The 15,915-nt window shown below is 68.0% G+C and carries 22 protein-coding genes and 1 tRNA gene; 19 read left to right on the top strand and 4 right to left on the bottom strand.

Annotated features, from left to right (window positions below; genetic code table 11):
- Positions 1-119: 119 nt before the first annotated feature.
- On the top strand, positions 120-1,184 hold the full coding sequence (locus KOF26_RS12285) for a sigma-70 family RNA polymerase sigma factor (protein WP_253201389.1): 1,065 nt from the start codon (positions 120-122) through the stop codon (positions 1,182-1,184).
- A gap of 219 nt (positions 1,185-1,403) precedes the next feature.
- Here the strand turns inward: KOF26_RS12285 and flaF are convergent, their stop codons facing one another.
- Positions 1,404-1,769, bottom strand: a complete 366-nt coding sequence (flaF, locus tag KOF26_RS12280; protein WP_216325218.1) for a flagellar biosynthesis regulator FlaF — start codon at positions 1,767-1,769, stop codon at positions 1,404-1,406.
- Between the two features lie 185 nt (positions 1,770-1,954).
- On the opposite strand from flaF, the gene motA reads away from it, so the two are divergent.
- The 9 genes from motA (at position 1,955) to KOF26_RS12240 (ending at position 7,613) form a co-directional block, all read left to right on the top strand.
- Positions 1,955-2,839, top strand: a complete 885-nt coding sequence (motA, locus tag KOF26_RS12275) for a flagellar motor stator protein MotA (RefSeq protein ID WP_216325214.1) — start codon at positions 1,955-1,957, stop codon at positions 2,837-2,839.
- Positions 2,823-3,137, top strand: a complete 315-nt coding sequence (locus KOF26_RS12270; RefSeq protein ID WP_216325211.1) for an STAS domain-containing protein — start codon at positions 2,823-2,825, stop codon at positions 3,135-3,137. The genes motA and KOF26_RS12270 overlap by 17 nt, the downstream gene beginning before the upstream one ends.
- Positions 3,134-3,499: a response regulator gene (locus KOF26_RS12265; RefSeq protein WP_216325208.1), complete on the top strand. Its 366-nt coding sequence runs from the start codon at positions 3,134-3,136 to the stop codon at positions 3,497-3,499. The genes KOF26_RS12270 and KOF26_RS12265 overlap by 4 nt, the downstream gene beginning before the upstream one ends.
- Positions 3,496-4,296: an Hpt domain-containing protein gene (locus KOF26_RS17430; RefSeq protein ID WP_363182243.1), complete on the top strand. Its 801-nt coding sequence runs from the start codon at positions 3,496-3,498 to the stop codon at positions 4,294-4,296. The genes KOF26_RS12265 and KOF26_RS17430 overlap by 4 nt, the downstream gene beginning before the upstream one ends.
- A complete protein-coding gene (locus KOF26_RS17425) occupies positions 4,278-4,745 on the top strand; it encodes a chemotaxis protein CheW (RefSeq protein WP_363182242.1) in 468 nt (155 codons plus the stop codon). The genes KOF26_RS17430 and KOF26_RS17425 overlap by 19 nt, the downstream gene beginning before the upstream one ends.
- Before the next feature lie 196 nt (positions 4,746-4,941).
- The gene (locus KOF26_RS12255; protein ID WP_216325204.1) at positions 4,942-5,331 is read left to right on the top strand and encodes a response regulator; all 390 of its coding nucleotides are present in this window, start codon (positions 4,942-4,944) and stop codon (positions 5,329-5,331) included.
- A gap of 97 nt (positions 5,332-5,428) precedes the next feature.
- Positions 5,429-6,289 (top strand): flagellar motor protein MotB, encoded by an 861-nt coding sequence (locus tag KOF26_RS12250; RefSeq protein WP_216325201.1) that lies wholly within the window; start codon positions 5,429-5,431, stop codon positions 6,287-6,289.
- 13 nt (positions 6,290-6,302) lie between these two features.
- The gene (locus tag KOF26_RS12245; protein WP_216325198.1) at positions 6,303-6,734 is read left to right on the top strand and encodes a hypothetical protein; all 432 of its coding nucleotides are present in this window, start codon (positions 6,303-6,305) and stop codon (positions 6,732-6,734) included.
- Between the two features lie 108 nt (positions 6,735-6,842).
- The gene (locus tag KOF26_RS12240; RefSeq protein ID WP_216325195.1) at positions 6,843-7,613 is read left to right on the top strand and encodes an energy transducer TonB; all 771 of its coding nucleotides are present in this window, start codon (positions 6,843-6,845) and stop codon (positions 7,611-7,613) included.
- Positions 7,614-7,659: 46 nt separating this feature from the next.
- Here the strand turns inward: KOF26_RS12240 and KOF26_RS12235 are convergent, their stop codons facing one another.
- Complete coding sequence (locus KOF26_RS12235; RefSeq protein ID WP_216325191.1) at positions 7,660-8,226, bottom strand: helix-turn-helix domain-containing protein; 567 nt, start codon at positions 8,224-8,226, stop codon at positions 7,660-7,662.
- Positions 8,227-8,302: 76 nt separating this feature from the next.
- Here KOF26_RS12235 and KOF26_RS12230 point away from each other — a divergent pair, with 76 nt between their 5' ends.
- A complete protein-coding gene (locus tag KOF26_RS12230) occupies positions 8,303-8,743 on the top strand; it encodes a MarR family winged helix-turn-helix transcriptional regulator (RefSeq protein ID WP_216325188.1) in 441 nt (146 codons plus the stop codon).
- Here KOF26_RS12230 and KOF26_RS12225 read toward each other — a convergent pair.
- Positions 8,740-9,657 (bottom strand): LysR substrate-binding domain-containing protein, encoded by a 918-nt coding sequence (locus tag KOF26_RS12225; protein WP_216325184.1) that lies wholly within the window; start codon positions 9,655-9,657, stop codon positions 8,740-8,742. The two genes, KOF26_RS12230 and KOF26_RS12225, sit on opposite strands and share 4 nt — an antisense overlap.
- A 103-nt stretch (positions 9,658-9,760) precedes the next feature.
- Here KOF26_RS12225 and KOF26_RS12220 point away from each other — a divergent pair, with 103 nt between their 5' ends.
- Positions 9,761-10,102, top strand: coding sequence for a UrcA family protein (locus KOF26_RS12220; RefSeq protein ID WP_216325181.1), 342 nt, complete (start codon positions 9,761-9,763; stop codon positions 10,100-10,102).
- Positions 10,103-10,227: 125 nt separating this feature from the next.
- Positions 10,228-11,613 (top strand): hypothetical protein, encoded by a 1,386-nt coding sequence (locus tag KOF26_RS12215; protein ID WP_216325177.1) that lies wholly within the window; start codon positions 10,228-10,230, stop codon positions 11,611-11,613.
- 97 nt (positions 11,614-11,710) lie between these two features.
- Here KOF26_RS12215 and KOF26_RS12210 read toward each other — a convergent pair.
- A tRNA-Ser gene (locus KOF26_RS12210) sits at positions 11,711-11,800 on the bottom strand.
- Between the two features lie 107 nt (positions 11,801-11,907).
- Between KOF26_RS12210 and hspQ the strand changes: the two genes are divergently transcribed.
- From hspQ to obgE, 6 genes are all read left to right on the top strand, one after another.
- A complete protein-coding gene (gene hspQ / locus KOF26_RS12205; protein ID WP_216325174.1) occupies positions 11,908-12,291 on the top strand; it encodes a heat shock protein HspQ in 384 nt (127 codons plus the stop codon).
- A gap of 161 nt (positions 12,292-12,452) precedes the next feature.
- Positions 12,453-12,809: a 50S ribosomal protein L21 gene (gene rplU / locus KOF26_RS12200; protein WP_216325172.1), complete on the top strand. Its 357-nt coding sequence runs from the start codon at positions 12,453-12,455 to the stop codon at positions 12,807-12,809.
- A gap of 25 nt (positions 12,810-12,834) precedes the next feature.
- Positions 12,835-13,107, top strand: a complete 273-nt coding sequence (gene rpmA, locus KOF26_RS12195; protein ID WP_216325169.1) for a 50S ribosomal protein L27 — start codon at positions 12,835-12,837, stop codon at positions 13,105-13,107.
- A gap of 179 nt (positions 13,108-13,286) precedes the next feature.
- Positions 13,287-13,832, top strand: a complete 546-nt coding sequence (locus KOF26_RS12190) for a GNAT family N-acetyltransferase (RefSeq protein ID WP_216325166.1) — start codon at positions 13,287-13,289, stop codon at positions 13,830-13,832.
- A gap of 180 nt (positions 13,833-14,012) precedes the next feature.
- Entirely contained in the window at positions 14,013-14,678 is a 666-nt protein-coding gene (locus tag KOF26_RS17180) for a DUF4114 domain-containing protein (RefSeq protein WP_253201388.1), read from the top strand.
- Positions 14,679-14,792: 114 nt separating this feature from the next.
- Positions 14,793-15,836, top strand: coding sequence for a GTPase ObgE (gene obgE / locus KOF26_RS12180; protein ID WP_216325163.1), 1,044 nt, complete (start codon positions 14,793-14,795; stop codon positions 15,834-15,836).
- Positions 15,837-15,915 lie beyond the last annotated feature (79 nt).

Raw genomic sequence — 15,915 nt, 5'->3', positions numbered from 1 at the left:
GCGCCCATCAGTTTCTGCATGAGAGAAATAACCCTTAATTAACTGGCGATGGGGATAACTCCGCCTCGTGGAGGGTGAACGGCGCGATGAGTGCCGCGAGCCGAAGTGGAGGAACCTAAATGTCGAAGACGACGCTCGCGCTCGAAGCCGCGGTCTCAAAAGTAATCGAGAACACGCCTAAGGATGGCTCGAAGCAAACCGTTCGTCAGCGCGCCGAAGTCGATCGTGCCTTTGCGCAAATTCTTAAGCTGATCGCGCCGCGCATTCGTCATTTCACCCGCCAATATGGTCTCATTGATTATTGGGACGATGCCGAGCAGGTCTGCGCGATCGCCGTTCATCGGGCGATCCAGGCTTACGAGCCCGAGAAAGCGCAGTTTACCACGTTTGTTAACTGGCAGATCCGCGGCGAGCTGCAGAGCCTGCGCTTCCGCGTGATGACCGACCAGCGGCCGTCCGCCAAGAAGGTCGAGGCGACCACCGTGTCCCTTAACGCTGTCACCCACGGTCCGGACGGCGAGGAGACCAGCCTCGACGCACTGATCGAGGACGAGGACGCGCTGGCGCTGACCGAGGCCGGCGCCTCGGGCTACCTCGCCAATTCGGCGATGCAGTCGCTGGTCGACAGCTATATCGGCCACCTGCGCACCACCGCGATCAACCGCCTGAAGAAGCAGCGCCCCCGCGTCCGCAAGCCGGTCCAGCCGTGCGAGGACGGCGCCATGGCCGCCCGTCTGCGCTTCGCCACCCACGGCATCGATCCGGAGGAGCTGGAGAAGCTCGACCAGCGTCTCAAGCGCAACCGCGAGATCGTCGAGAGCCGCCTGTTCGACATCGCCACTGCCGAAGTGGTGATCGACGACGCCGGCATCACCAAGGAGCGTGTCCGCCAGATCACCAAGCGTGCCGCCAAGGCGATCGCCGAGCTTGCCGAGAGCGATCCCCGGTTCGCGCTGATGGCCGGTGAGCGCCGCATGGCCGCCCCGCGTGCCCGCAAGCCGCGCGTCGTCGAGACGCCGAAGCAGCTCCACACCGTCCCCTCCGTCACCAAGCGCCTCGTCGAGGGCCACGCGCTCGCCGAGATGCCGTCCTGGACCGCCGACATCGCCTCCTGGGCGACGATGGTCGAAGTGCCGGCCAACGAGCTGCGCCTGCTCGAGGCTCCGTCGACGATGAGCCACTGAGGCTCGCTTCCTCCACTCGTCAATCAAAGGCCCGCTCCCCAGCGATTGGGGGGCGGGCTTTTTTGATGCAGCGATCCGCCCGGGCGTACTGGGCAGGGGATGAGGAAAGTCGAAGGCCCGTGTCGGCAGCGGCGCGACATTCGACATGCCGCTACGAAAGGCTCGGCGGCGACTGGCGGTGAACCGGAACAGGGCAGGGCGGGCGCACGCCCGCCCCCCTCACGCCTCCGGAGAGAAATTCTCCTGCTGCAGCCCGTCCATCAGCGTACGGTTGACGCTGATCAGCTCGTCGATCGTGTCCTGGCCGCGCACCACCAATGTGGTGTGACGATCGACCCACAGCGCGAGCGAGATGATTCCCGCGCGCAGCTCGTCGGAAAGCTGGTTGCCGGGCGCCGCGCACATCGACGAGAACGTCCCCCAGACGGCACGGTTGCGGTGCAGCGCCGGCATCAGCGCCGTCCCGGCGAGGCCGGCGTCGCGGGCCTGGATCATCTCGCCGGTGACGTTGCTGATCAGCCGGTATTCCGTGCCTCGCGGGGATTCGATGATTGCGCGTGCGCGCCGATAGGCATCGACGGACATTGCAGCTCCTTGGGCTATTTCCCAGCATTTTAGAATGAAGCGGAGGGCCAGCGGCATTATCGCGCGATTTTTCCGATATCTTAATGCTGCACGGCGCAAAAGCGTCTCCAGCGGGCCGGCTGCTCTGAATCCTTCCTATAATCAGAGTAACCGGCCTGTTGGCCTTCCAGATTATCGGGTCTGTCATGCTCAACGGAATCGGCGTCGTCGTCATCCTCGTCTGCGTCTTCGGCAGCTTCATCCTGTCGGGGGGCAACCTCACCGTCATCTTCCATGCGCTTCCGCATGAGATGATGGCGATCGGTGGCGCGGCGGTCGGCGCATTCATCTTCAGCAACAATATGGGCACGGTGAAGAAGGCCGGCGGCGGCTTCATGCGCGTGTTCAAGGGGCCGCACTGGAAGGAGAGCGATTATCGCGATCTCCTCTCGCTGCTCTTCTCGCTGCTGGCAACGTTCCGCAAGGGCGGCGCGACCGCGATCGAGCCGCACATCGAATCGCCCGAGACCAGCACCTTCTTCAGCGCCTATCCGCGGCTGCTCAAGGATCATCACCTGGTTCACTTCATCTGCGACTATCTGCGCATGATGACGGTGAACTTCGAGGATCCGCATCAGCTCGCCGAGGCGATGGAAGGCGATATCGAGCGCCACCACGAGGAGGAGCTCGCCCCGCAGCTGGCGCTCCAGACGATGGCCGACGGCCTGCCGGCGCTCGGCATCGTCGCCGCCGTGCTCGGCGTCATCAAGACGATGGCCTCGATCGATCAGCCGACCGAAATCCTCGGCGCGATGATCGGCGGCGCCCTCGTCGGCACCTTCCTCGGCGTGCTTCTCGCTTATTGCTTCGTCGGGCCGATCGCCTCGAAGCTGCAGCAGATCGTCGATGCCGACTCCAAGCCCTTCCAGCTCGTCAAGACGGCGGTCGTCGCCTACGCGCAGGGCCTGCCCACGCAGGTCGCCGTGGAGCTGGCGCGCCGCATGACGCCGTCGGCCTATGCGCCGACGTTCAGCGAACTCGAAACCTCGCTCGACGAGGCCAAGGAGCGTCTCAATGCCAAGCCTGCCTGAGGCCGGCCCGGGCGAGGGCGGGGCCGTGCGCCTCGCCGCCAACGCCTCCACCGTCACCGCGGCAGACCTGCGCCGCCGCCTCGTCGCCGAGATCGACGGGCCGCCGGGCGATGTGCTCGTCGACGCGGCCGAGGTCGCCAGCGTCGGCCAGGCCGTGTTGCAGCTGCTCGTCGCGGCGCGCGCCGAGGCGGCATCCGCCGGGCGCACGCTCCGCTTCGTGAAGGCAAGCCCGGCCTTTCTGAATCGCGTGGCCGGCTGCCGGCTCGGCGGCGCCCTGGGATTGGAGCAGGCAGCATGAGCAAGATGATCCTGACGGTCGATGATTCTCCCAGCATGCGCGCGCTGCTCAACTCGGCGCTGTCGGCGCAGGGGTTCGCGGTGGAGAGCGCCGAAGACGGCCTCGACGGCCTTGCCCGCATGCAGGCGCTGAAGCCGGACCTGCTCATCACCGATATCAACATGCCGAACATGGACGGTTTCCAGCTGATCGAGGCGGTGCGCGGCATCGAGGAATTCCGCGGCACGCCGATTCTCGTCCTCTCGACCGAATTCTCCGACGAGAAGAAGGGCCGCGCGCGCGCCGCCGGTGCCACCGGCTGGATCACCAAGCCGTTCGACCCCGAAAAGCTCGGCGCGGCGATCCGCCGCGTATGCCCGTGACCGACACGGCCGCGCTGGACGAGATCCAGGCGATCTTCTTCGAGGAATGCGCCGAAGGCCTGTCCGTCGCGGAACGGGGCCTGTCGGCGATGGCCGGCGGGGACGCCAACCCCGAGGTCGTCGGCGGGGTGTTCCGCGCCGTCCACTCGATCAAGGGCGGAGCCGGCGCGTTCGGCCATGCGCCGCTGAGCGGCTTTGCCCACCGTTTCGAGGCGGTGCTGGACGAAATCCGTTCCGGGCGCGTCGAACCGGACGCGGCGGTGACGGGGATCCTGCGTCAGGCTTTCGAAATGCTCGCCGATCATGTCGCCGCGGCGCGCGGGCAAAGCGCTCTTCCCGCCGATGCGGCGGTGCTGGCAGGGCTGAACGCCGTGCTCGGTGCCGCGCCGGTGCCGGCATCCGCGTCGCCATCGGCGTCGGCAGGCGAAGCCGACGAGTTCGGCTTCGTGCCCGTCGGCGCCGAGCTTGACCTCGATCTCGACGCGACCGGAGCGTGGCAGGTGGTGTTCGCGCCCTCGCGCGCGGCTCTCGCCAATGGCGGCGAGCCGCTGCTCGTCATCCGCGAGCTGGAGGATATGGGGGGACGGGTGATCGCGGCCGATTTTGCGGCGATGCCCGGCTTGCGCGATCTCGACCCTGAAAATGGCTATTGCGTGTGGACGATCGTCCTGCCCGCAGCGACCGACGGCGCCGCGATCCGCGACTGTTTCGATTTCGTCGCCCCCGATTCCCGCATCGACATTGCGCGTCTCGTCGACGCGCCTGAGGAGCTCGCCCTGTGCCCGACTTGCGCGTGAACGAGCCCGTCGACGGCATGATCGTCCGCCTGGGGGCGCAGCGCTATGTGCTGCCGCTGGCGAGCGTGGTCGAGACCGTGCGCCCCGAGCGGGACCAGATCCGGCCGCTGTCCGATGCCGCCGGCATGATCGAGCTGCGCGGCCGTTACCTGCCGGTGTGCCGCATCGCCGACCTGCTCGGCATCGACACCGGCGCGATGCGGCCCGCCGAGGAATCCGTCATCATCATCGTGGAGACGAACCACGCCGGCCTGTTCGGGCTGATGGCCGACACGATCGAGAATCGCTGCGATGTGCTGCTGCGACCGCTGGAGGAGAATCTCCACCCGGTGCGCGGCCTGGCCGGCGTCACCGTGCTCGACGGCGACGCGATCGCGCTGATCCTGGATATCGAGGCGATGGTCGCCGACGCGCGCGCGCGCCACCCGGATACGGGGATGGCGGCATGAGCGTCCGGGCAACACATCGCAATTGCCGCGGCGCGCCGTTCGGCCGCGCCGCCGTCTATATTGTGCTTGGGGGTGGGGCGCATGCCGGCCTTGCGGTTGCAAGGTGGCGCATGGGGGGACTGACATCGAATCAAATTGTTATGCCGGGGCCAGCATTCCCGGCGTGGCGCAAGCGTTAGGAAAGCGGGAACCTGTCATGCCGGCAGCAGCAGCAATCAAGGTTATGGTCGTGGACGACCAGACGAGCATGCGCGCGATGATCCGTCGCGCCTTGCAGGATTTCGGTTTCAAGGATGTGCGGGACAAGCCCGGCGCCGTAGAGGCGCTGTCGGCGATCCGCCAGGATCGCGTCCATCTCGTCATCTCGGACTTCAACATGCCCGACATGGACGGGCTGCAGTTCCTGGAGGCGGTGCGCGGCGATCCGGTGATCGGCAAGACGGTGTTCATCATGCTCACCGGCTCGTCGGACAAGGAGATCGTCCAGAAGGCGGCCGCGCTCGGCGTCAACAATTACGTCGTGAAGCCCTTCGCGCCCGCCGCGCTGAAGGAAAAAATCGAGCGCGTGTTCGGCGAGCTCACCTGAGGCCATGCGCGCATCCGCACCGGCATGGATGCGCGGGGTGGGCCGCGTGAAGGCAGTTCATGGAAGGCGGCCGCCGGCTGCCATGAGGAATTAGGTCATGGCGCAGTTCGACAATGCCCCGCCCTCTGTGGTCATCCGCAAGGTCCGCAAGCACAAGAAGCACGGCCATCACGGCGGCGCGTGGAAGGTGGCCTATGCCGACTTCGTGACGGCGATGATGGCGTTCTTCATGCTGCTGTGGCTGCTGTCCAACCCGGACAAGGCCCAGTTGAAGGGGCTCGCCGACTATTTCTCGCCATCGCCCGCGCTGGGCACGCCCGCGACCATGACCAACGAGCCCGGCAACGAGCCCGGCATGGGCGGCCATCGCCGCCGCGCCCAGGCGGACAGCGCCACGCCGCGCGGCGAGCCGACCACCGAGGCGGCCCGCAAGGGCAATGCGCGCGGCGGCACCGCCGACATCCCCGAGGCGGCGCTGCGCCAGCTCGCCAACGAGATGCGCGTCACGCTGGAGACGTCGCCGGATTCCAACGGCCAGCAATCCGTCAAGATCGAGCCCGATCGTGACGGCGTGCATGTCAGCCTGATGGACACCGCCAACCGCACCATGTTCCGCGGGCCGACCGCGCAGCTCAACGATTATGCGCGCGAGCTTCTTACCCGCATCGCCCAGAAGCTGGTCAAGACCGGTGCCCAGATCGCCATCGAAGGCCATACCGACGCCACCGGCGGCCAGAGCGACGCCAATTGGCGCCTGTCGGGCGAGCGCGCACTGTCGGCGCGCTCGGCAATGGTCGCCGCCGGTCTGACGCCCGATCATTTCTCCGAGGTGGTGGCCAAGGCCGGCACCCAGCCCATCTATCCCGATCAGCCGGAGCGGCCGGAGAACCGCCGCATCACGCTCGTCATCAAGGGGGATCCCGCGGTGCTGCCGCAGGATGCCAGCTTCCAGTTCTGATGGAGCGGCCACGATGAAGAAGATCCTTCTCGCGATCGCGGCCCTGCTGCTCGGCACCGGCCTTGGCGGCGGCGCCGCGTTCGGCACCAGCAAGCTGCTCGGCGGCAAGCCGCTGCACAAGCCGGCCGAGCCCGAGCCGGTGTTCGTGCCGACCAGCACTATTCTCGCGCCGCTGGTGGCTGAAGACGGCAAGCTGTCCGGCTACGCCCAGTTCGAGGTGCAGCTGCAGGTGGCGGCGACCCGTGTCGACCAGGTCACCCAGCGCATGCCGCTGCTGCTCAATGCCATCAACATGCGCACCTATCGCTCGCCGATGGCGGTCGGGCCGGACGGCATGGTGCCCGATCTCGAGCTGTTCCGCTCCATCGTCATGGATGCGGCCAACGAAGCCCTCGGCAAGGGTGTGGTGCGCCGCGTCGCCGTCACCCAGGCGCAGCCGGCCTGATCCGGCGGGGGCCCACCGCCGCCCCCGGATGAAATCCTCGTAATGATCGGCCGAACACGCGCCGGCGAGGTTGCGGGCGGGGGCGCGCGGCGCTAGGGCCGGCGCGCCATGCGTTCGGCGATCCGCCTGCCTTCGTCGGACCTGTTTCCGCGCCGCACCGCGGCCCTCATCCTGGTCGTCGTCGTCCATCTGCTCATGCTGCTGATGCTGCTGAGCCTGACGCCGGCGATGGAATTCCTCGACATGGGCCGCAAGGCGCTCACCGTCGACCTGCTGCCCGATCAGCCCGCCACCCCCGAGCCCGCCCGGCGCGCGCGCAGCAAGCGGGCCGGTGGCGCTTCGGGCAAGCGCACGCCGGCGCCGGAGCCCGCGCCCGCGCCGTCCCCGCCGCCGCCGCCGGTCCCGGTTCCGGACAACACCCCGCTGGCGCTGATCCCGCTGACCAGCGACCAGATGGCGGCTGGCGACATTTCACGCCTGCCCTCCCGCGCGCCTGGCCCGCGCGCCGGCCCGGACCTTGCCGACAACGCCGGCAACGGCGACGCCGACAGCGATGGAGCGACCGGGCCGAATGGCGAGAAGCTCTATGCCGCCGACTGGTATCGCGAGCCGACCCATGCCGAGCTCGCCTTCTACCTGCCCAAGAATGGCGTGCGCAGCGGCTGGGGGATGATCGCCTGCCAGACCTTCCCCGACTTCCACGTCGATAATTGTCAGGAGCTCGGCCAGTCCCCGGGCTCGGGCCTCGCGCGCGCCGTCCGTCAGGCGGCGTGGCAATTCCGGGTGCGCCCGCCGCGCGTCGGCGGCCGCCCGATGGTCGGCGCGTGGGTGCGCATCCGCATCGATTTCACCGAAACCAACGCGATGGTCCGTCAATAGGAATTTGCCTGCCTGTCGCAGGCAGATTCCTCAGGGGGGGGGCGTGTCAGGACATCACCACCAGCAACGCCTGCGCCGGCAGGACGCCATGATTGCGGATGGCATGTGGCACGTCGACCGGATAACGCGCGATCGCGCCGGTACCGACCGCGGCGTTGGTGTCGCCGCTTGTCACGATCAGTTCCCCCGCCAGCACGGAGAGATGCTCGGTGCTGCCGCGCGCATGCGCGTCCGAGACCAGCTCGCCGCCGGGCGCCACGGTGAGGTGATAGAGCTCGGTCTTGCCCACCTCCTGCGCCGGGCTGAGGATGCGCATCACGCAATTGCCGTCCTCGGTGCGGATCTCGGGAACGAAGGAAGCGGCAGTCACTTCGATGCGGCCGCGCCGCTCGATCCGTCGCCCGCCGACAAACTCCGACAGCTCCACGCCGAGCGCCTGCGACAGATGCCAGACGATGGCCAATGTCGGATTGGCCTGTCCGCGCTCGATCTGCGAGAGCATCGACCGCGACACACTCGACGCCGCCGCCAGCTCGTCCAGCGTCAGGCCGCGTTCCTTGCGCAGTTGCTGAAGGCGCGGCCCGATCGCGGGCGCATTGCTTCTCTCGGCCATGCCGCGACTATAGATCGGGTGGCGCGCGCATCAACGCCTGCTTGACGCAAACAGTTGATATCAACACAGAGGCGCGATGCCCGATGCCGTTCCTTTCGCCACCACCCTCGAGGTCCGCGATCATTGCCTGTGCCTGCATGCCCAGCGCGCCGCCCGCGCTCTGGCGCGGCGTTTCGATGTAGCGCTGAGGCCGCACGGGTTGACCAACCAGCAATTCTCGCTGCTGATGGCGCTCAACCGCCCGGAGCCGCCGACCATGGCGCCGGTTGCCCAGCTGCTGGCCATCGACCGCACCACGCTGACCGCCGCCGTGAAGCCGCTGGAGCGCCGCGGCCTCCTCGCCATCGAGCCCGATCCGCGGGACCGCCGTGGCCGCCGCCTGCGCCTCACCGCCGAGGGGCACGCGGCGCTGCTCGCGGCGCTGCCGGCGTGGCGCCAGACCCATGCGGAGATCGAGCGCGAACACGCCGCTCTCGATTTCGATTCCCTCCGCGCGGCGCTCAGGGCGCTGGCCTAGGGCGGGGTGAGGATTCCGAACGGATCGTCCCCGGCGGCGCGCGTCACCGCGTCGAGCAGCCAGTCGCGCAGCGCGCGGACCTTGGGCAGGTTGCGCTTGCGCTCCGGGTAGACCAGCCAATAGCCGTTCCGGTAGGTCGCGAAATGGCGGAAGGGCTGGACGAGCAGCCCCGCCTCGATCTGCTGCTGGAACATCGGCGGGCTGAGGATGGCGACGCCATGGCCGGCGATCGCGGCATGTCCGTCGAGCACCTGCGATTCGAAACGGATGCCGCTGTGCAGCCGTCCGTCGCAGTTCAGATCCTCCAGCGAGTCGAACCACAAATCCCACCAGTCGTCGTCCGGCGAAAGGCGCGGCGCGGTGAGCAGGTCGGCCGGCGTGTTCAGCGCGTGGCGGGCGAGGAAGGCGGGGCTCGCCAGCGGCGTCACCGGCATGCGCATCAGGAAATGGCAGATCATGTCCGGCTGCGGCCCGGGAATGCCGCGGATGCCGACGTCGAATTCGCTCGCCGCGAGATCGACCAGCGTGTCGGTGACGTCGAGCCGCACGGCGAGGCCGGGATGGGCGAGGTTGAAATCGCCGAGCCGCGCCGCCAGCCAGTTGGTGGCGAAGGTGCGTGGCGCGGTGATGGCGAGCACGCTGTCGCTTTCGGCGCGGGCATCGGCAAAGGCCTTGCCGAGCGTGGCGAAGGCCTCGGTGCACATCGGCGCGACGCGGCGACCGAGATCGGTGAGCGCCATGCCCCGCCCGCGCCGCACGAACAGCGGCGCGCCGAGCCGCTCCTCGAGCAACTTCATCTGGTAGCTGACCGCCGCCTGGGTCATCGCCAGCTCCTCGGCGGCGCGGCTGAAATTCTCATGCCGGGCGGCCGCCTCAAACACGCGGATCGCGGCAAGCGGCGGGATGCGATGCATCGCTCATATAAGCCAGACTTGTGATCACGCCGCAACGCTTTGTTGGTCATCGTGGCCATGCCGGGCGACAAGGAGCGCGGTTCAAAACATCGGAGATTCAATCATGTCGAAGCAGCTTCTGCTGATGGCCGCGCTGTGCCTCGGCCTCTCCGCGCCGGCACAGGCCGAGCCGGCGGCGGCGCCCCGCGTACGCGTGCCCTATGGCGACCTCAATCTCGCCCGTCCGTCCGATATCCACCGTCTGAACCGGCGCCTCGCCGGCGCCATCGACCGCGTCTGCCCGGACATGGCGAGCACGGCGCCGGAAACCAGAATGGCCGCCCGGCGCTGCCATGCCGCGCAGCGATCCGCGATCGCCGGCGAGCGCGCCCGGGTGCTCGCCGGGGCCTCGGAGCGGCGCCTCGCAGGCGTTGCGGGCAGCGCCGCAACCTACAAGCCGGACTGATATCTTCCCGCCTCGCACCCCGCCGATCCTTCTGCCGGCGGGGTGCGAACCGACTGTTGGCAACGGCCATGGCGCCGAGCCAAGTTCAGCATGACGGGGGCTGATCGGCCGGCTATGGCCGCGGGATGAAGCGGGGAGGGCGCGCGTCGCGCGGCAAGGAGGCAGGATGGCTGCTGGCGCTGCTTGCGGCGCTGGCGGGCGCGCAACTCTACGCTTTCCATTGGGGCGTGATCACCCCCGACACTATCTTCCAGTGGAGCCAGGTGGTGTCGGGCCGCTACGACAATTGGCACCCGCCGGCCACGACCTGGGCGTGGCGGCAGCTGAGCCGGCTCGGCCCGGGTACCGCCCCGATCCTGATCTTCGACATCGCGCTCTACTGGACGGGGGTGTGGCTGATCGCCGCAACGCTGTGGCGCGAGCGCCAGCGCTGGGCGGCCGGCCTTGCCCTGCTGTGCGCGGCGTCGCCGATCCCGTTCGGGCAGATGGGGGCGATCCTCAAGGATCCGCTGCTGTGCGCCTGCTGTCTGGTGGCGAGCGGCCTGCTGCTCGCTTCCCGCCGGCACAGCCTGCGTCCGCTCGCCTTCGCCGTCGCGCTGGCGCTGCTGCTGTTCGCCAGCGCCACCCGCTTCAACGCGGTCGCCGCCACCGCGCCCCTGCTCGCCGGCTGGGCGCCGCGGCGCTGGCTGAGCGGGCCGGCGCGGCTGCTGGCGACGCTTGCCGGGTCGGCGGCGCTTCTCGGCCTCGGCGGCTGGGCGATCGACGCGGTGGCGCTGCACCCGCAGAATTCCGAGCCGATCTATTCGCTGGTCAATTTCGACCTGGGCGGCATCGCCGCGCATGGCGGCCGGCATGTCTATCCCAATCTCGATCAGGCCACCGAGACGCGGATGACGGCGCTCTGCTACACGCCCTCGCTCTATAATCCGGCCGATCGCACCGATTGCGACGATGTCGAGGGCGCGCTGCGGGATTATGCCCATGCGCATCGCCGCTCGGCGGTGTCGATCTGGCTGGAGGCCGTCGCCCGCGCGCCCTTGCCCTATCTCCGGCATCGGCTGGCCCATCTCAATCGCAACCTGCGCTTCGCGGTGCCCGGCGTGCCGGACGACGCCATCTACATGATGTCGACGCCCAACCCTTACGGCCTCGACTTCCGCGCCAATGCGGTGACGCGGGGCGTGCTGCGCGCCGCCCGGATGGTCGCGCCGACCCCGCTCGGCCGCCCGGCGACGTGGATGGCGGTGGCGCTCGGCCTGCTGGCGATTTCCGGCCGGCTCGGCGGCGCGCGCGGCTTCGTGACGGCGGTCAGCGCCTCGGTGCTGCTCTACGGCCTCGCCTATGCCGTTGCCAGCGTCGCGCCGGACATGCGTTATAATTTCTGGACGATGCTCGGCGCGATGATGGCGCTGGCGGTCGCAGCCGGCGATCTGCGGGAGCGACGCTGGCTCGGCGTGGCGCTGATCCCGGCGGTCGTCGCGGCGCTGATCGAATTGGCCGCGCTTGCCTGACCGGGCAACACCAGTCGCGCGATTTTCATCTATAAGTCATGAAACAGACTGTGCCGGGAGGGTGCGATGTTCGACGCTAATCTGATGGCCGGCGCGCTGGCGGAGAGGGTGGGATTCGAACCCACGTTACGGTTGCCCGTAAACCGCATTTCGAGTGCGGCGCATTCGACCTCTCTGCCACCTCTCCAGAAGATGCGCTCAAGCCGCGTCGGCATGCGCCGGGCCGGTCGGAGGGCGCTCCTAACCTGTCCAATCTTGCTTGCCAACCCACAGCCGCGTTCTAAATAGTGAATTATGGTTCCTGACCGTATCTCTCACCCTGTCGACCCTGCGGACGCCCTCGGCGCGCCGGCGGTGGCGCACGCCCGTTTCGCCATCGGCGACGTGGTGCGGCACCGGCTGTTTCCGTTCCGCGGCGTGGTGTTCGACGTCGACCCCGTCTTCGCCAACAGCGAGGAATGGTATCAGGCCATCCCGGAGGAAGTCCGCCCCCGCAAGGACCAGCCCTTCTACCACCTGCTCGCCGAGAATGCGGAGAGCAACTACGTCGCCTATGTCAGCCAGCAGAATCTCGAGCATGACGAGACGCTGGAGCCGGTCGACCATCCGGCCATCGCCGGCATCTTCGACGGCTTCGACGGCAGCCGTTACCGCTTGCGGCGCGAGCATCGGCACTAGGGTCGGCTTGGGCTTCGCCAATTGGCCGGCCGGCATCGCCACGGCGCCGGCGGATCGACATTGACTCTTCAATGACCATCAACTAGGCGGCCCATTCCCGCGCGGGGGCCGGCCGTGGCCGATTCCATGTGCGGGTCAGAATTCGGATTGGAAAGAGAGCCATGTTCGCTATCGTGCGCACGGGCGGCAAGCAGTATCGCGTCGCCGCCGGAGACAAGATCGTCGTCGAGAAGCTGGACGGCGAGGCCGGTGCGTCCGTGACGCTTTCCGACGTGCTGTTCGCCGGTGAGGGCGGGGACGTGAAGTCGACCGAGGGTCTGACTGTCGCCGCGGAGATCGTCGCCCAGGCCAAGGGCGAGAAGGTGATCGTGTTCAAGAAGCGTCGCCGTCACAATTATCGGCGCCGCAACGGCCACCGCCAGCAGCACACGATCCTCAAGATCGTGTCGATCGGCGGCGAGCAGAAGGCTTCGAAGAAGGCTGCCAAGGCGGAAGCGCCGGCCGCCGCCGAAGCCTGACGGGTACGCGAAGGAGTAGACGGAAATGGCACATAAGAAAGCAGGCGGCTCCTCGCGCAACGGTCGCGATTCGGCAGGCCGTCGCCTCGGCGTGAAGAAGTTCGGCGGCCAGGAAGTGGTCGGCGGCAACATCATCATCCGCCAGCGCGGGACGAAGGTCTATCCGGGCCGCAATGTCGGCATCGGCAAGGATCATACCCTGTTCGCGACCGCGGCTGGCCGCGTCGTGTTCCACGAGGGCCGTCTCGGCCGCAAATATGTATCGGTAGACGCGATTATGGCGATCGCGGCCGAATAACGGACGAACCTGATTTCGGGTCGTCCGGTGGGCGACCCGAGGCCCCGCTTCGGCGGGGCGTGAGGGAGACGGGTCGCCCCCGCCTCCCTTCTTGCTATCTCCCTCAAAAAAACTGTCGCACCCCGGTAACCTTCATCGGTCACGGGCGTTCTCGCGTCGCGAGGGAGAGGCTAATAACGATGTTCGCACGTACTGAGCGGCTGTTGCTGCGGCCCGGCTGGCGCGAGGATGCGCCCGCCCTGGCGCGGGCCATTGCCGACGAAGCTGTCATCCGTAACCTGGCGCGCGCGCCGTGGCCCTATGGCCTGGAGGAGGCGGACGCCTTCCTCAGCCAGCCGGCCGACGATTTGCCGCGCCTGCTGATGTTCCAGCGCACCGCCGGGGCCCCGCGCCTGATCGGCGGCGTCGGCCTGCACCGTGACGAGGCAGGAGAGCCGGAGCTGGGCTACTGGGTGGCGCGCAGCTTCTGGGGGCTGGGTTTCGCCACCGAGGCCGGCCGCGCCGTGATCGACATGGCGCGCCGCTCGCTGCGCCTGCCGCGGCTGGTCGCGAGCCACGCGCTGGACAATCCGGCGTCGGGGAACGTGCTGCGCAAGCTCGGCTTCCGCCCGACCGGCGGCGTCGTTCCGCGCCACAGCCTCGGTCGCGGCGGACCGATGGAGTGTGCGGAATTTACGCTGGACTTGTCGGAGGAAGACAATCCGTGCGTAAGACTTGCGGCGTGAAGTCGAAAATCTGTTGCCGATAGGTGACGAAGATGGCTCTGCGCCGCGGTTACAGGGTTAACAAGCTATTGTTAACCAATAAACTTCTTGCGCCCTTTACGGGGGCGGGCGTAGCGCATCTGGCATAGAAATCGGTCGCCGCCGGCCTGATCCGACGGCCCCTTGCTGGATCAACGCCACATGCGCACGCCTGCCCTGTTCGCCACCTGCGTGGCGGCCCTTGCCCTGTATGCCGCGCCCGCCGCGGCGACGGATGTCGTCTATCGCTATCCGGATCTCGGCAAGGCCGGGACGCAGAACGCCGACCTTTATCGCTTCACGGCGACCAGCGACGGTCTGCTCAGCGGCTATTATCTGGGCTCGACCGCGTCCTATGACGAGACGCTGAGCCTGAAGGTCAATGGCCAGCTCGTCGCCGACGGCGTCTTCCAGAACCACAATACGCCGAACTTCACGCGCCTCGATTTCGGCAATGTCCGCGCCGGGGACGTGCTGGAGTTCCTCGTCAACGTCACCAGCACCGGCGACATCTTTTCGAGCAACGCCGCGCTGAACGGCGACGGCATCAACCATATCTTCGCCTCGGCCTATGCCGGCGAGCCGTGGATCGGCGTGCCCGGCGGGACCTTCCTCGGCTTCGAGGACCTCAACGGCGGCGGCGATCTCAACTATAACGACCTGACCTTCGTGTTCACCAACGTCACCGCCGGCCGCCCCGACGCCGGCGGCGGAGCGGGCGCGGTGCCGGAGCCAGCGACCTGGGCGACGATGCTGCTCGGCTTCGGCCTGGTCGGCCTTCTCGTGCGCAATCGCCGCCGCCGGCCGACTGCCGCCGCCGCCTTCTGAGCTTCTCCCCGCCGGGGAGGGAAACGGCCCCGCCGGCGCATCGTCGCCGGCGGGGCCATGTCTTTTCAGCGCCGCCTCGACGGATCGCCGCGTTTCCGCTAAGGGCCAGCGCCCATGCATTTTCTTGATCAGGCAAAAATCTTCGTCCGCTCGGGCGCGGGCGGCCCCGGGGCCGTCTCCTTCCGGCGTGAGAAGTTCATCGAATATGGCGGTCCCGACGGCGGCAATGGCGGCAAGGGCGGCGACATCGTGTTCGAGGCCGTGCCCGGCCTCAACACGCTGATCGACTTCCGCTATACCCAGCATTTCAAGGCGCCGCGCGGCAAGGGCGGCGCCGGCAGCAACATGACCGGGGCCGGCGGCAACGACCTCGTCATCAAAGTGCCGGTCGGCACCCAGATCCTTTCCGAGGACAAGGAGCATGTGCTGGCGGACTTCACCGTCCCCGGCCAGCGCATCGTCTTCCTGCGCGGCGGTGACGGCGGCCGCGGCAACCTCAGCTACAAGACCTCGACCAACCGCGCGCCGCGCCAGCACGGACAGGGCTGGCCGGGCGATGAGGCGTGGGTGTGGCTGCGCCTGAAGCTGCTCGCCGATGCCGGGCTGGTCGGTCTGCCCAATGCCGGCAAGTCGACCTTCATCAACGCCGTCTCCAACGCCAAGGCCAAGGTCGGCGACTATCCCTTCACCACCACGCGCCCCCAGCTCGGCGTCGTCACCCATCACCAGCGTGAGTTCGTCGTCGCCGATATCCCCGGCCTGATCGAAGGCGCGGCGGACGGCGCCGGCATCGGCGACCGCTTCCTCGGCCATATCGAGCGTTGCCGCGTGCTGCTGCACCTCGTCGACGCGACGGGCGACGATCCGCTCGATGCCTATCAGATCGTCCGCGAGGAGCTCGACGCCTATGGCGCGGGCCTTACCGAGAAGACCGAGATACTGGCGCTGAACAAGGTCGACGCGATCGACGCCAAGACGCTGAAAAGCCTGACCAGGAAGCTGGAAAAGGCATCGGGGGCGACAGTGCTGCCGCTATCCGGCGCAACCGGCGAGGGGCTCGACGCGGTGCTCGACGCGCTGCTCGCCGCCATCGGCCCGGCGGCGACCAACGTCGAAGCGACGCACGAGAGCGGCGAAGGGGAATGGTCCCCGCTCTGATCCTGTTTTAAGAGCCCGCCTCTTACAGATCGCATCACCCGTTCGCCCCGGACAGGCATTTCGGCTGGCCCGAAATTTC

It is taken from the genome of Sphingomonas quercus, from assembly GCF_018863195.1.
Lineage (GTDB): Bacteria > Pseudomonadota > Alphaproteobacteria > Sphingomonadales > Sphingomonadaceae > Solisphingomonas > Solisphingomonas quercus.
Note: the sequence above shows the minus strand (reverse complement) of the source record. Positions and strands in the feature narration are given on the sequence as shown.